Raw genomic sequence first — 13,165 nt, 5'->3', positions numbered from 1 at the left:
AAAAAAAAAAAAAAAGTGTCCGTGGGGGGAAAGAACCAACAAAAACCCCCTTTTTTTAGGGGGGGGGGGGGGGGGGGGGGTTTGGGGGGGAAAAAAAAAAAAAACCCCCCCCCCGGGCCCGGCTGGCCGAGCACCGAGGTGACGCAGGCCGGCGAGGTCCTCGCCTCCCCGGCCATCACGCCCTGACCGCGCTCGTTGATGCCGGTTGGGCATCTATTCCCCACCGAATCGGTATTGGTCCGGGCGCGCGCGAATGTGCAAGGCTCGCAACGTGATTCGGCCAGCTGCAACGGAGGGGCGAACGTGCCGACCGACAAGACACTGAGCCTTGCCGAGGCGATAGCCCGGCACGTCCGCGACGGGCAGACGGTGGCGTTGGAGGGCTTCGGCCACCTGGTCCCGGCCGCCGCAGCGCACGAGATCATCCGGCAGGGCGTCACCGGCCTGACCCTGGCGCGGATGACCGGCGACACGCTCGTGGACCAGCTGCTCGCGGCCGGGTGCGTGACCAAGCTGATCTCGTCGTTCGTCGGCAACAGCTCCGCCGGGTCGCTGCACGAGCTGCGGCGGCGCATCGAGCACCACGATCCGGCGCCGCTGGAGTTCGAGGAGTACAGCCACGGCGGCATGGTCGCCCGCTACGCCGCCGGCGCGGCCAAGCTGCCGTTCGCGCCGATCCGCTCCTACACCGGCAGCGACCTGGTCGCGCTGAACCCGCTGATCAAGAGCGTCACCGATCCCTACGGCGGCGGCGAGATCCACGTGGTGCCCGCGCTGAACCCGGACGTCTCGATCATCCACGCGCAGCGCGCCGACCGGGCCGGGAACGTGCAGGCCTGGGGCATGCTCGGAGTCCAGCAGGAAGTGGCGTTCGCCGGCGGGGCGGTGATCGTGACGGTCGAAGAGGTCGTCGACGACGACGTGGTCCGCTCCGACCCCAACCGCACCATCGTGCCGTCGCACGTGGTCGACGCCGTGGTGGTGTGCCCGCGCGGCGCGCACCCGGCGCCGGTGCAGGGCTATTACGACCGCGACGACCGGTTTCAGCGGGAGTGGTCGGAACGGGCCCGCGACGCGGCCGCGCTGCGGGCTTGGATCGACCGGCACATCCGCGGCACCGAGGACCACGCCGGGTTCATCGACAGCCTCGGCGAGGACTACTGGGACCGGCTGGAGATCGACGAGCAGCTGTCGACGCCGGTCGATTACGGGAGGCGGCGATGACCGACACCACCAGCAGCGAACTCCTCGCGGTGACCGCGGCACGCGAGCTGGCCCGCCGCCGCGTGGTCTTCGCCGGGCACGGCCTGCCGACCCTGGCGGTCTCGCTGGCCCAGCGCACGGTGTCGCCGGAGATCGAGATCGTCTACGAGTCGGGCGTGACCGGCGCGCACCCGGTGGATCTGCCGCAGAGCATCGCCGACTCGATGCTCGTCACCGGCGCCGAGTGCGTGCTGGGGATGCCGCAGCTGTTCAGCTACATCCTGCAAGGACAGCGGATCGACGTCGGATTCCTCGGCGCCGCGCAGATCGACCGGTACGGCGGCCTCAACTCGTCACTCATCGGGGACTGGGCGAAACCGAAGGCGCGGCTGCCCGGTTCCGGCGGCGCGATCGAGGTGATGGCCAACGCCGGGGAGATCTTCGTCGTGATGCGCAGGCACACCGCGCGCACGTTCGTCGAGGAGCTGGACTTCTGCACCTCGCCCAGCCCGCGCCGGGCCCGCGAGGCGGGCGGCGGCGTGCAGCCGCACGGCAAGGGCGTCACGCGGGTGATCACCGACCTGGGGATCATGGCGCGCGACGGCATCGACGACGAGCTCGAACTGGTCGCGGTGCACCCGGGCGTGACCGCCGAGCAGGTCCGCGCCGCCACCGGCTGGGACCTGAAGGTCGCCGACGACCTGGCGGAGATCGCGCCGCCGTCCGGCGACGAGCTGCGGCTGCTGCGCGAAGAACTCGACCCGAACCGCATTTACCTGCGCTGACCAGCATCGATGCCTGCGCCGGGCCTCGCTCGAAGGCCCGGCGCAGGCTCGTCGGTGCTAGAACTACCGGTGCTCGGTCCGCACTCGCACCAGGTAGGTAGCCATGGATCTTCGGCACATCGAGGCCTTCATCGCGGTGGCCGAGGAGCTGCACTTCGGCCGCGCCGCCGAGCGCCTGCACACCACGCAGCCGCCGCTGAGCCGCCAGATCCGCCAGCTGGAGCGGTCCCTGGGTGCGTCGCTGCTGTCCCGCACCACGCGCCGGGTCACGCTCACCCCGGTCGGCGAGGCGTTCCTGCCCGCCGCGCACAGGGTTCTGAAGTCAGTCGAGGAGGCGGCCGCGGTGGCGGCGTCGGCGGCGCACGGCGAGATCGGGACGGTGCGCATCGGCGTCGGCGGCGTCGGGCCGCTGGCGTGCCTGCCGGGCCTGGTGAAGCGGCTCAACGCGGAGAAGCCCGGGATCGAGCTCGTCGTCGTCGGCCAGGTGTACTCGCAGGCGGGGTTCGACTTGGTCGCCGACGGCAGCCTCGATCTCGCCTTCGTCCGGCTGCCTGCGGTCCGCGAGGGCGTCTCGACGCGGGTGGTGTTCGACGAACAGCTGATCCTCGCGGTGGCGCCCGACCACCCGTTGGCCGGGGCCGAGTCCGTGGCGCTCGCCGAGCTGGCCGAGGAGCGGTTCATCGCCTACCCGCCCGGCGGCGTGTCCAGCCTCCGCGACCTGATGGTGCACGCCTGCGTGGACGCCGGTTTCACGCCCCGGATCGTCCAGTACGGACCCGAGACGAGCACCATCATGGCGATGGTCGCCGCCGGGCTCGGGGTGACGCTGACCGTCACCTCGGTGATCGACGTGATCAGCAACGTCGTTTTCGTGCCGCTGGCCGGTCGGCCGTACCGGACGCAGGAGGCCATCGCGTGGAGCCAGGAGCACCTCTCCCCGGCGGCCGCGGCGGTGCTGCGGATCGCCGAGGAGGTGCTCCCGACGCCGTGATCGCCCGGAATTGATGCCGGCGGCGTATCAGTCCGCGACAAATCTTGTATTGGACGGGACGAAGCTCCGCCTGCGAGGCTTCTCCTCCAGTGGCAGCAGTCACATCGACCTGTCCTCGACCGCCCGCGGGCGGAGAACCCCTGTGCCGCACGGGGTTTCCTCAGCGTGGAGGAGCGCATCTCTTGAGCACCGTGATTCCCCCGGCCGCGTCGCGCGTGGACGGCGACGAGCTCGTCGTCCCGCCGGCCGACCTGCGCCGCGCGGCCGTGTCCTCGTGGCTCGGTTCCGCCTTGGAGTACATGGACTTCACCCTGTACACCCTGGCGGCGGCGCTGGTGTTCGGCCCGCTGTTCTTCCCCGAGCAGTCCCCGGCGGTGGCGCTGATCGCGAGCTTCGGCGTCTACGGCTCGGGCTTCCTGATCCGCCCGGTGGGCGGGCTGTTCTTCGGCCGGGTCGGTGACCGGCACGGGCGCAAGGTCGTGCTCATCGCCACCCTGGCGATGATGGGCCTGGCCACCGCCGGAATCGGCCTGCTGCCGACCTACGCGCAGATCGGCGTCTGGGCACCGCTGCTGCTGACCGTGCTGCGCCTGGTCCAGGGCTTCGGCGCGGGCGCGGAGCTCGCCGGGGCGTCGCTGCTGATGGTCGAGTCCGCCCCGAAGCACAAGCGCGGTTTCTTCGGCTCGGTCGTCGCGATGGGCACCAACTCCGGCATCTTCCTGGCGACGGTGCTGTGGTTGTCGCTGTCGCAGATGCCCGAGGAGCAGTTCATGAGCTGGGGCTGGCGGGTGCCGTTCCTGCTGAGCCTGGTCACCACGTTCGTCGCGCTCTACCTGCGGACATCGGTGAAGGAATCGCCGGTGTTCGAGGAACTGCGCCGCCGCCGCGAGGCGCAGAAGCACGAGGCTAAGCACGGCGGCGTGTGGCGGGACGTCGCGAAGGCGAAGAAGCCGTTCCTGCTGTCGCTGGCCATCCGGGTCTCCGAGAACGGCGCGGTCTACCTGGTCAAGGGCTTCCTGGTCGGCTACACGGCCTCGACGCTCGGCCTCGCGGGCAGCGTCGCGACGACCGGCGTGATGATCGGGACGGTGATCGGTTTCGCGACGGTGCCGCTGTTCGGCAAGCTCAGCGACCGGTACGGCCGCCGGCCGGTCTTCCTGGCGTTCGCGGTGTTCCAGCTGCTGTTCGCGGTGCCGGCCCTGGCGCTGATCCACACGGAGAACCCGGTGATCATCGCGATCGTGTTCGCGGTCTTCGTGGGCGGGCCGTTGCCGAACCTCTACGGCGTGGAATCCCCTTGGCTGGTCGAGATGTTCGGCGCCAAGCACCGCTACACGTTCATGTCGACGGTCAAGGAGGTCGGCGCCGTCCTGTCGGGCGGCCTGGCCCCGATCCTCACCGCCGGGGTGATGGCGGCGGCGGGGCCGGCGTGGTGGCCGATCGCGGTGATCATGCTCGCCTACGCGGCGATCGGCGTCCTCGGAGCCTGGCTGGCCCCGGAGACGAAGGACCGCGACCTGTCGGCGGAAGCCGACGCCTGCTGACCGGCGCGACGATCTCGAAGATCGACTGAGCTCGAAGTGCCCGGTGTTCGTGCAGTTTCAATTGAAACCGCACGAACACCGGGCACTCTGCACGAGGCATCACCCCGCGGGGATACCAGTTTCAATTGAAACCGCACCGCATCTGTGCGACGAGGACCGGTCGGTCCGGGCCGTGCTCACGCGTCGACGTCCAGCGAGATGCCGTTCTTGGCGCGGTTCAGGGACTCCTCCGGTGCAGGGCCGTCGGGGTTCTCGGTCGCCAGGGCCTGGTTGAGCGCGACGAACGGGCGCATCCGCCGCTCGTAGGCGGCGAAGGCGGCGGTGTGGTCGATGCCGGACCGGCCCAATTCGTCGGCGAGCACGTACGCGCCGACGAGGGCCAGGCTGGTGCCCTGGCCGGACAGCGCCGAGGCGCAATATCCGGCGTCACCGATCAGCGCCACCCGGCCGGTCGTCCACCGGTCCATCCGGATCTGGGACATCACGTCGAAGTAGAAGTCCGGTGCCTCCGCCATCGCCGACAGCAGCTTCGGGACTTCCCAGCCGAGACCGGCAAGCCGCTCGGCCATGAGCTGCTTCTGCTGTTCGATGTCCCGGTAGTCGTAGGTCACCGGCTCGGACATGAAGCCGAGGGTGACCCGCAGCTCGGTGTTGTCGCGCACCGGGTAGACGCCGCCACCGGCACCCGAAGTCTCGTCCCGGAACCACACCTGCCAGTCGTCCAGGCCCAGGACGTTGGCCATCGGGAAGATCGCCAGGTACTGGCCGAGATGCGTGCTGAACTGCTGCTCCGGCCCGAAGACGAGCCGACGCACGGTGGAGTGCAGGCCGTCCGCGCCGATGACGAGGTCGAAGGTGCGGAAGCCGCCGCGCTCGAACTCGACCCGGACGCCGTGCTCGTCCTGCTGCAGTGCGTCGATCGAGTCGCCGAAGACGTACTCGACCTGGTCCCTCGTCGCCGCGTGCAGCATCGCGACGAGGTCCTCGCGCAGCAGCTCAACGTCCTCGTTGTCCAACCTGCCGCTGCTGATCGTGTGCTCTTCGGACCGGAACAGCTCGTTGCCCTCACCGTCCAACATGGACATTCCGCGCATCCGGGTGCGTGCGGCCCGCATCGGCTCACCGAGGCCCATCCGGTCCACCACGTCGAGTGCGACGCCGCGGATGTCGACCGCCTGGCCGCCATTGCGCGGGCCGGGGTTTCGCTCCACCACGGTCACCGAGAAGCCCTTGCGCTGGAGCCAGTAGGCCAGGGTCGGGCCGGCGATGCCGGCTCCGGAGATCAGGACGTTCCGCATGGGATTCTCCACTGCTTTGACTGTGTACGCGTCCGTGCGTACGCCGCACACGGTGTCATTTCTTCCGCAGAGCAGCCAAAACTGGCGTAGTACAGTTGCCCATCTGTACTAGCACAGATCGGAGGTGCGCATGCCGACGGAACCGCGGTACCTGGCCATCGCCGCCGAACTCCGGCGCAGGATCGCGCAAGGCGAGCCGGCCCCCGGCGCGAAGGTGCCGTCCACCCGCAGGATTGCCGCGGAGTGGGGCGTTGCGGCGGCCACGGCGGCCAAGGCGCTGGCCGCTTTGCGACAGGAGGGGCTGATCCGCGCTGAGCCCCGCTCGGGCTACGTGGTCGAGGGCTCCAGCCGTCCGGCGGCGACCAAGCCCGCCCACCGGTCCGCGCCACACGGCCGGCCGGAGGACCTCACCCGTGGCCGGATCGTGCGAGCCGCCATCGAGATCGCTGACAACGAGGGACTGGCCGTGCTGTCGATGCGCGGCGTCGCGGCCCGGCTCGGGGTCGCGCCGATGTCGCCGTACCGCCATGTGGACGGCAAGAACCAGCTGGTCATGCTGATGGCCGACGCCGCGTTCGGCGAGTGCGGCTACCCGGCCCAGCCGCCGGCCGATTGGCGAGCTCGCCTGGAGCTCTTCGCGCGCACCCTGTGGTCGCTGTACCGGCGGCATCCGTGGCTGGCCCAGCTGACCCCGATCACCCGGCCGCTGCCGCTGCCCAACCTGGCGGTGCACGCGGAGTTCGCGCTCGCTGCACTGGACGGTCTCGGCCTCGGCGCAGCCGCGATGTGCGACCTGCACGTGCTGCTCGTCAGTCACGTGCAGGGCATCGCGGTCCACCTCGAACGGGAGCAGCAGGCACTCGGTGCGTCCGGGTTGTCCGAGGACGAGTGGATGGACAGCCAGGCGCCGAGCCTGGAGGCGATCACCGGCACGGGGCGCTACCCGACATTCGCCAGGATGCTCACCACGCTGTCCGCGGAAGGCTATGACCTGATCCTGGACGACCTGTTCGAGCTGGGCCTGCGCTCGCTGCTCGACGGCCTGGCCCTGCGGATCCGCAGCTCGGGAGAACTCGGCTGAGCCACCGCTCGGGCACGGCGACCCGGGGCGGGTCCATCCTCAGTGGACGGAAGGATTTCGCCGCGCGCCGCAGGACCGCACTGCCCGGCCGGTTCGTTCCCGTGTGAGCGGGATAATCGCCAGGTGGACGTCGGGACGACGCGGTTGGAAGAGTCGTTGGAGGAGTTCGCCGACCGCCTCGGTGAGGTGGTCGGCGAACTCGTCGACGAGATCATGCGGGCGGCCTACGAACACATCCCGACGCTGGACGAGCCGGCCCGGCTGGAACTGGACGAGCCGATGCGGCGCAGCGCCGCCGGCAACGTCCGCGCGGCGCTGGACGCACTCCGGCACCGCAGGCACGGGCCGGTCGAGGTACCCACCGACGCCCTAGACGAGGCGCGGGCGGCCGCGCGCATGGGCTTCCGGCTGCCGGATCTGCTGGCCATGTACCGGCTCAGCCAGCAGGTTTGCTTCGACCGGTGCCTGCGGATCGCACAGTCGGTCTGCTCCGACCCCGCGCTGCGCACCGAGGCGTTACGCATCGCGTCGCGGTTCATGTTCGCCTACATCGACGGTGTCATGACCGACGTGGCGGAGGTCTTCGAGCGCGAGCGGGAGCAGTACCTGCGCGGCCGGGCGCAACGCAAGGTCCAGATGGTCCGCGACGTTCTCGGCGGCAGCCACTTCGACGCTGCCGAGCTGGGCTACGACCTGCTCCGCACCCATGTCGGGGTGGTCGCCTCGGGGGCACGGGCGAATTCGGTGCTGCAGTGGCTGATCCGGCGGCTCGGTGTCCGCTCGCTGTCCGTGGCCGCCGGCGGCGACCTGCTGTGGGCCTGGCTGGCGACGGACGAGGTGCCCGAACTCGATGGCCTCGGTGACGAGGTGCGGTTCGGCGTCGGGGACGCACAGGCAGGCGCCGAGGGTTTCCGGGCCACGCATCGCCAGGCGCTCGCCGCGGCTGGCGTCGCCTCCCGCCTCGGTGCCTGCGTGTGCCACTACGACGACGTCAGCGTCGAGGCCGTGGCGCTCGGCGACGAGCAGGCGGCGCGCCGGTTCGTCGAACGTGAACTCGGCGCGCTGGCCCGGGAGGGCGCCCGCAACAACACCTTGCGGGCGACCATCCACGCCTACCTGCGAAGCGCGCACAACGCGTCCTCGGCCGCGATCCACCTCGGCATCAGTGACCGGACGGTCGCCTACCGGCTGAACACCTGCGAGGAACAGCTCGGCCGCGCGGTGAGCGTCCGCGCCGCCGAACTGGAGACGGCCCTGCGCTGGGGCCGCGTCCTCGGCATGTTCGACTGGTAGCCCTAGCGGCTCAGCGCGGCCGCGACCTCCTCGGCAGCGCGTTCTCCCGCCTCGATCGCACCGGAAATCCAACCAGGCCAGCGCGTCGCGGTTTCGCTGCCCGCAGCCCGGCGGCGAGCGCATGCGCGATCGAGCCCGCACCGCTGGTGACGCGCTCGGCCTCCGACGACGCCATCGCCTCGAACCCGCCCACGCCGTTGAGGAACCACGCGGCGTACAGCAGCGACGTCTGCGCGGGCGGCGCACCCAGGTTCAACGTGAAGGTCTGCGTCAGCAGGTAGCGAACGTCCTCGTCGGTGACATGCTCGCTCAGCCAATGCTCCAGCGTGGTCGAGTCGAGCTCGACCACCCGTGCGGAGTCCCACGGGTTCTCGCCCGGAACGTCGGCCGCGACGTCCTGGAGCGCACCGACGGCAGCCAGCAATTCGACCACCGCTCCTTCCGGGGTCGGCGGCAGGTCTCCCTCGTAGACGTTCCGCCGGCCGTTGCGGTGCCAGATGTTGCCGGCGCCGGGATCGCGCAGCGACGGGTTGGAATTCGTGCCGATGCCGAGTTCGGTCAGCAGTTCCCGCAACGGGCCCATGTTCGTCCCCAGCCATTGCCCGCCCTGATCGACGGTCACCCCTGCGGCGCGGGTCAGGAGTGTGCGGCCACCTACCTGCGGCCGCGCTTCGAGGACGGCGACCTCCGCTCCCGCCGCGACGAGCCGTCGCGCCGCGACGAGGCCGGAAACCCCGCCACCGACGACGACAGCATCCACTGCGGTCACTCCTGATGTGTTCATTCGTCCTCCCGAAACCGTTGTGTTCCAACGGAAACGCTAGGTGCGCGGCGGTCTCGGCCGCTTCGACGAATCCCGCAAACTTCCGGGCGTGGATCACCGAAGTTCGTCAAAGGCGCCTCGCGGCCGTGCGGGCGATTTCTTAGGACCGCATGTGTCCTAAGGGGCTTATAGCGTCCGGAGCATGACGAACGAACAGCACGACGTGCGCCCCTTCCGCATCGAAATCCCGCAGGCGCAGCTCGACGACCTGCGGGCGAGGCTGGCCGGCACCCGGTGGCCGGACGAGCTGCCCGGGGTCGGGTGGAGCCGCGGTGTTCCGGTCGGCTACCTCAAAGAACTCGTCGAGCACTGGCGCACCGAGTACGACTGGCGCGCCCACGAGGCGGAACTCAACGCGCACCCGCAGTTCGTCACCGCCATCGACGGGCAGAACATCCACTTCTTGCACGTGCGCTCGCCGGAACCGGACGCCACGCCGCTGGTCCTGCTGCACGGCTGGCCGGGCGGGGTCGTGGACTTCCTCGACGTCATCGGGCCGCTGTCGGATCCCCGCTCGCACGGTGGCGACCCGGCCGACGCCTTCCACCTGGTGATCCCGTCGCTGCCCGGGTTCGGGTTCTCCACGCCGCTGGCCGGGCCCGGGATGGACGTGGCGCGGATGGCCGGGCTGCTGGCGCGGCTGATGGCCCGGCTCGGGTACGACGGCTACGGCGTGCAGGGCTACGACGCGGGCGCGTGGGTCGGCCCCGCGATGGGCAAGCACGACCCGGACCACGTCATCGGCGTCCACGTCAACGCCCTGCTCGCGTTCCCGGCAGGCATCGACGGCGAGATGGACGGCCTGACCGAGGTCGAGCAGCGGCGCTGGGAGGCGATGCAGAACTTCAACGACGGCTACCTGCAGTGCAATTCGAAGCGACCGCAGACGGTCGGTTACGGGCTGCACGACTCCCCGGTCGGCCAGCTGGCCTGGATCGTGGAGAAGTTCAAGGAGCTCACAGACCCGCCGGAAGGTCTGCCGGAGGAGAGCATCGACCGCGACCGGATGCTCACCGACGTCTCGCTGTACTGGCTGACGGGAACGGCGACATCGGCGGCGCAGATCTACTACGAGGAGATCTCGGCGGCCGACTGGAGCGCGGAGCCGGCGGGCAAGGGCACGGTGCCGACGGGCGTGCTGGTCTCGAACCACGACGTGACGATCCGCCGCTGGGCGGAGCGGGACCACGACATCGTGCACTGGACGGATCTGGCGAAGGGCGGCCACTTCCTCGCGATGGAAGAACCGGAAGCCCTCGTCGAAGACGTCCGGACCTTCTTCCGCGATCTCCGCTGAACCCGGCGCGGCGCGGGTTCAGCCGGCGCCGATCTCGAGGTCGGCGACGACGCCGTAGTGATCGCTCGCCCAAATCCCCTCGGTGGGCTTGTCGAAGGCGAGCTCGACCGAACGCACGCGGCAGTGGGCGTCCGGATGCTGGTGCCACGAGCCGATGAACACGTAGTCGATCCGCCGGCGGTGGTGGGGCTGGCGCACGGCCAGATCGATGACGTCGCGAGCGTTCGGGTTGTCGACCGTCCAGGTGTGCCCGGGCGAGGTGCCGGCGACGGCCCAGGCGTCGTGGTAGTGGACGCTTCGCCCGCCGAGGGACTGCAGGCCGCTGAGGTAGCGGATGCTGGCGGCCTCGGGCGCGGCGTTGAAGTCGCCGGCGATGATCGTCGGTAGGGCTCGGCGGTGCCGGGCGTCGAGATCGGTGAGGGCGATCGCCTGCTGTTCGCGGACCTGCTCGGCGTCGAGGCGCCACGCGGCGGTCGTGCCGATGAAGAGGAGCTCTCCCTCCGCGGGCGTGGGCACCGCGACGGCCAAGGTGCACCACGGCACGTCGGCTGCCCCGGCCAATCGCATGTCGAGGACCTCGCGCACGGAGTGCGGCCAGCGGGTGGCGACGGCGCTCCCGCCGTAGCGGTCGATCCACGGCGGTTCGTACGACATGACATCGCTCTGGTGGGTGCCGTGCAGGCCCGTGCCGGCGAGGAGTTCGTCGAGCTGCTTGCGCTCGGGTGTCCGCACGACCTCCTGGAAGGCGACGAGGTCCGGGGCGAGGCGCCGCAGCTCGCGGTTGATGTGCTCGGTTCGTCGCGGGTCGCCCTGGATGTTCTGCACGTTGATGGTGAGCACCCGGAGCTCCATGGAGTCGCGCTCGCTTTCCGGCAGTAGTGGTCAACTGGTTGACGATTGGTCATGCTGGTCGACGGCTCGGGTTCTTGTCAACGAGTTGACTACACTCGGCTCGTGTCTTCCTCCGAGTTGTCGTTGGCCGGAGCCCTCTCCCGGGCGTTCGCGGTCGTGTACGGCCTGATCGCCGACGGCCTGCGCGAGGACGGTTTCCGGGACCACTCCCCGGCGCAAGGCGTCAACGTCCTGCGGAACCTGGGCGAGGAGCCCCGGTCGGTCGGCCGGCTGGCCCGCATGACCGGCGTCTCGAAGCAGGCGATCAGCCGCCAGGTCGCCGGGCTCGAACGCACCGGCTACGTCCGCACCGAACCCGATCCCGCCGACGGCCGCGGCCGCCTGGTCCACCTGACCGACCGGGGGAGGGAAGAGCGGGAGGTGGCACAGGAACGGGTCGCCCAGCTTCGGGAGCGCCTGGAGCGAGAGCTGGGGCCTGACGAGACGGCGACGTTCCTCCGCGGCCTCGAAGTGATCATCGGCTGGGGCGACCGGGAAAAGGCGGCCAAGCCGGATCGCGGCGCCTGACGCCGTTTCGGAGAACCGGCCACAGTGGACCGAAGGTCGCCGGGCGCGAACCGGCGCCGCGATGCGTGGCGGGTTCGGCGGTGCCAGGTCGGTCCGCGCTCACGGTGCGGTGTCGTTTCGGCGCACACCGAAACGACGCGGTCCTACGGTGACCGGCATGTCATCGCAGACCCGGATCGCCGACCACGCCGCGGTGTCGGCCGCGCTCGTCGATCCCGCATTGACCATGCCACGTGTTCCCAGCGGTGGTCCGGCCTCGGGGATTCGTTGGCTGAGGAGGAGTGTCGCGCGGTTCGCCGATGGCGCCGAGCACGACCGACGTCGACGGCAGGCCACCAGCATGCTGGCCGAGGTGGAGCCGGCCGGGTTGCGCCGGCTGGCAGCGGAACGCACGTGCGCTGCGCTGGAGGTCACCGGCGGCGGCCCGTTCGATCTCATGGCACGGGTGGCTCGTGTGGTACCGATCGACGTGCTCGTCGCCGCCCTCGGCATGCCTCCGGTGCCCGCCGATGTCGTCGCGGCGGTGGCCAAGGCCTACCAACCCGGCGCCGGTGCGGAAGAACCTGCCGACGAGGCGGTCGCCCGGCTCGTCGAAGCATTCGGTGGGGTGCCCGACGAACCCACCGCGGCCAGGATCGGGCTACTGGTGCAGACCTGCGACGCAACCGCCGGTCTGGTCGGGAACGCGGCCCTGGCCATGCTGCGAGCGGACGGGGAGCGGTCGGTCTCGGCACGGCGGGGAGCAGACGAAAGGCGGCCACCGCACCGTGGGGGTCCGCGGGGGCTCGGCCCCCGCGATGAAATGACGAGACGATGCAGGTCTGCGCTCTCCGCAGACGCACTCCGGGCAATCGGATCGTGGGGCCGGAGGGACTCGAACCCTCACTGGCTAGGACCTAAACCTAGTGCCTCTGCCAATTGGGCTACGGCCCCGCACGGCACAGCCTAGCGGGTGGGGTGATCTTGGCGGGAGGCGCGTTCCCGACCGGGGTTGCGGGCGCGACACGCGAACCGCTGGTGCGTGGCCGGTTCGGCGGTGCTCTACGGTGTCAGCAGCCAGGTGAACGTGAGGAGGACACGTGGCCCGTGATCCAGACGCCATCGAACGCGACATCGAGCAGGCGCGTGAAGCGCTGGCCAGCACGCTGGACCAACTGAGCGTCAAGGCGCACCCGAAGCGCTTCGTCGAGTACGGCAAGTCCAGCCTGCAGGAGAAGCTCAGCGATCCGAGGGTGCGCTACGTGCTGATCGGCGTCGGTGCTCTCGTCACCGTTGCGGTGGTGCGCAAGCTGTTCCGCTGAGGCCGTGGGTCTCTTGGATTGAGGCGGTGTGCGGTAGGGCGGGGTCTGAAGCGGCGAAGCCGCTTGGCCCACCCTCGCCGCTTGCACCGCCGCGGGTTCTCAGGGGTCTTCTCGCGAGGACAGCCCCGAC

12 protein-coding genes and 1 tRNA gene are annotated in these 13,165 nt (G+C 70.2%); 9 read left to right on the top strand and 4 right to left on the bottom strand.

Annotation, left to right across the window (positions count from 1 at the left end):
- Nucleotides 1-303 precede the first annotated feature (303 nt).
- From AC07EQ_RS35810 to AC07EQ_RS35795, 4 genes are all read left to right on the top strand, one after another.
- Nucleotides 304-1,224: a CoA transferase subunit A gene (locus AC07EQ_RS35810; protein WP_478392244.1), complete on the top strand. Its 921-nt coding sequence runs from the start codon at nt 304-306 to the stop codon at nt 1,222-1,224.
- A complete protein-coding gene (locus AC07EQ_RS35805) occupies nt 1,221-1,988 on the top strand; it encodes a CoA-transferase subunit beta (protein ID WP_478392243.1) in 768 nt (255 codons plus the stop codon). Before AC07EQ_RS35810 ends, AC07EQ_RS35805 begins: the two co-directional genes overlap by 4 nt.
- A gap of 103 nt (nt 1,989-2,091) precedes the next feature.
- On the top strand, nt 2,092-2,979 hold the full coding sequence (locus AC07EQ_RS35800) for a LysR family transcriptional regulator (RefSeq protein ID WP_478392242.1): 888 nt from the start codon (nt 2,092-2,094) through the stop codon (nt 2,977-2,979).
- 191 nt (nt 2,980-3,170) lie between these two features.
- Entirely contained in the window at nt 3,171-4,523 is a 1,353-nt protein-coding gene (locus AC07EQ_RS35795; protein ID WP_478392285.1) for an MFS transporter, read from the top strand.
- Between the two features lie 176 nt (nt 4,524-4,699).
- Here AC07EQ_RS35795 and AC07EQ_RS35790 read toward each other — a convergent pair whose 3' ends face one another.
- Complete coding sequence (locus AC07EQ_RS35790) at nt 4,700-5,821, bottom strand: FAD-dependent monooxygenase (RefSeq protein ID WP_478392241.1); 1,122 nt, start codon at nt 5,819-5,821, stop codon at nt 4,700-4,702.
- 130 nt (nt 5,822-5,951) lie between these two features.
- On the opposite strand from AC07EQ_RS35790, the gene AC07EQ_RS35785 reads away from it, so the two are divergent.
- Nucleotides 5,952-6,902 (top strand): TetR/AcrR family transcriptional regulator, encoded by a 951-nt coding sequence (locus AC07EQ_RS35785; RefSeq protein ID WP_478392240.1) that lies wholly within the window; start codon nt 5,952-5,954, stop codon nt 6,900-6,902.
- Between the two features lie 123 nt (nt 6,903-7,025).
- Complete coding sequence (locus tag AC07EQ_RS35780) at nt 7,026-8,195, top strand: PucR family transcriptional regulator (RefSeq protein ID WP_478392239.1); 1,170 nt, start codon at nt 7,026-7,028, stop codon at nt 8,193-8,195.
- A gap of 10 nt (nt 8,196-8,205) precedes the next feature.
- Here AC07EQ_RS35780 and AC07EQ_RS35775 read toward each other — a convergent pair whose 3' ends face one another.
- On the bottom strand, nt 8,206-8,979 hold the full coding sequence (locus AC07EQ_RS35775) for a flavin monoamine oxidase family protein (RefSeq protein WP_478392238.1): 774 nt from the start codon (nt 8,977-8,979) through the stop codon (nt 8,206-8,208).
- A gap of 181 nt (nt 8,980-9,160) precedes the next feature.
- Here AC07EQ_RS35775 and AC07EQ_RS35770 point away from each other — a divergent pair, with 181 nt between their 5' ends.
- A complete protein-coding gene (locus AC07EQ_RS35770) occupies nt 9,161-10,315 on the top strand; it encodes an epoxide hydrolase family protein (RefSeq protein WP_478392237.1) in 1,155 nt (384 codons plus the stop codon).
- 18 nt (nt 10,316-10,333) lie between these two features.
- On the opposite strand, the gene AC07EQ_RS35765 is transcribed toward AC07EQ_RS35770, so the two are convergent.
- Nucleotides 10,334-11,155 (bottom strand): endonuclease/exonuclease/phosphatase family protein, encoded by an 822-nt coding sequence (locus AC07EQ_RS35765; protein WP_478392236.1) that lies wholly within the window; start codon nt 11,153-11,155, stop codon nt 10,334-10,336.
- 114 nt (nt 11,156-11,269) lie between these two features.
- On the opposite strand from AC07EQ_RS35765, the gene AC07EQ_RS35760 reads away from it, so the two are divergent.
- The gene (locus AC07EQ_RS35760) at nt 11,270-11,734 is read left to right on the top strand and encodes a MarR family winged helix-turn-helix transcriptional regulator (protein WP_478392235.1); all 465 of its coding nucleotides are present in this window, start codon (nt 11,270-11,272) and stop codon (nt 11,732-11,734) included.
- An 859-nt stretch (nt 11,735-12,593) separates the two neighbouring features.
- On the opposite strand, the gene AC07EQ_RS35755 is transcribed toward AC07EQ_RS35760, so the two are convergent.
- Nucleotides 12,594-12,667, bottom strand: a tRNA-Leu gene (locus AC07EQ_RS35755).
- A 146-nt stretch (nt 12,668-12,813) separates the two neighbouring features.
- On the opposite strand from AC07EQ_RS35755, the gene AC07EQ_RS35750 reads away from it, so the two are divergent.
- The gene (locus tag AC07EQ_RS35750) at nt 12,814-13,035 is read left to right on the top strand and encodes a DUF3618 domain-containing protein (RefSeq protein WP_478392234.1); all 222 of its coding nucleotides are present in this window, start codon (nt 12,814-12,816) and stop codon (nt 13,033-13,035) included.
- Nucleotides 13,036-13,165 lie beyond the last annotated feature (130 nt).

The sequence above is a fragment of the Saccharopolyspora sp. NPDC045839 genome (assembly GCF_056431645.1).
Note: the sequence above shows the minus strand (reverse complement) of the source record. Positions and strands in the feature narration are given on the sequence as shown.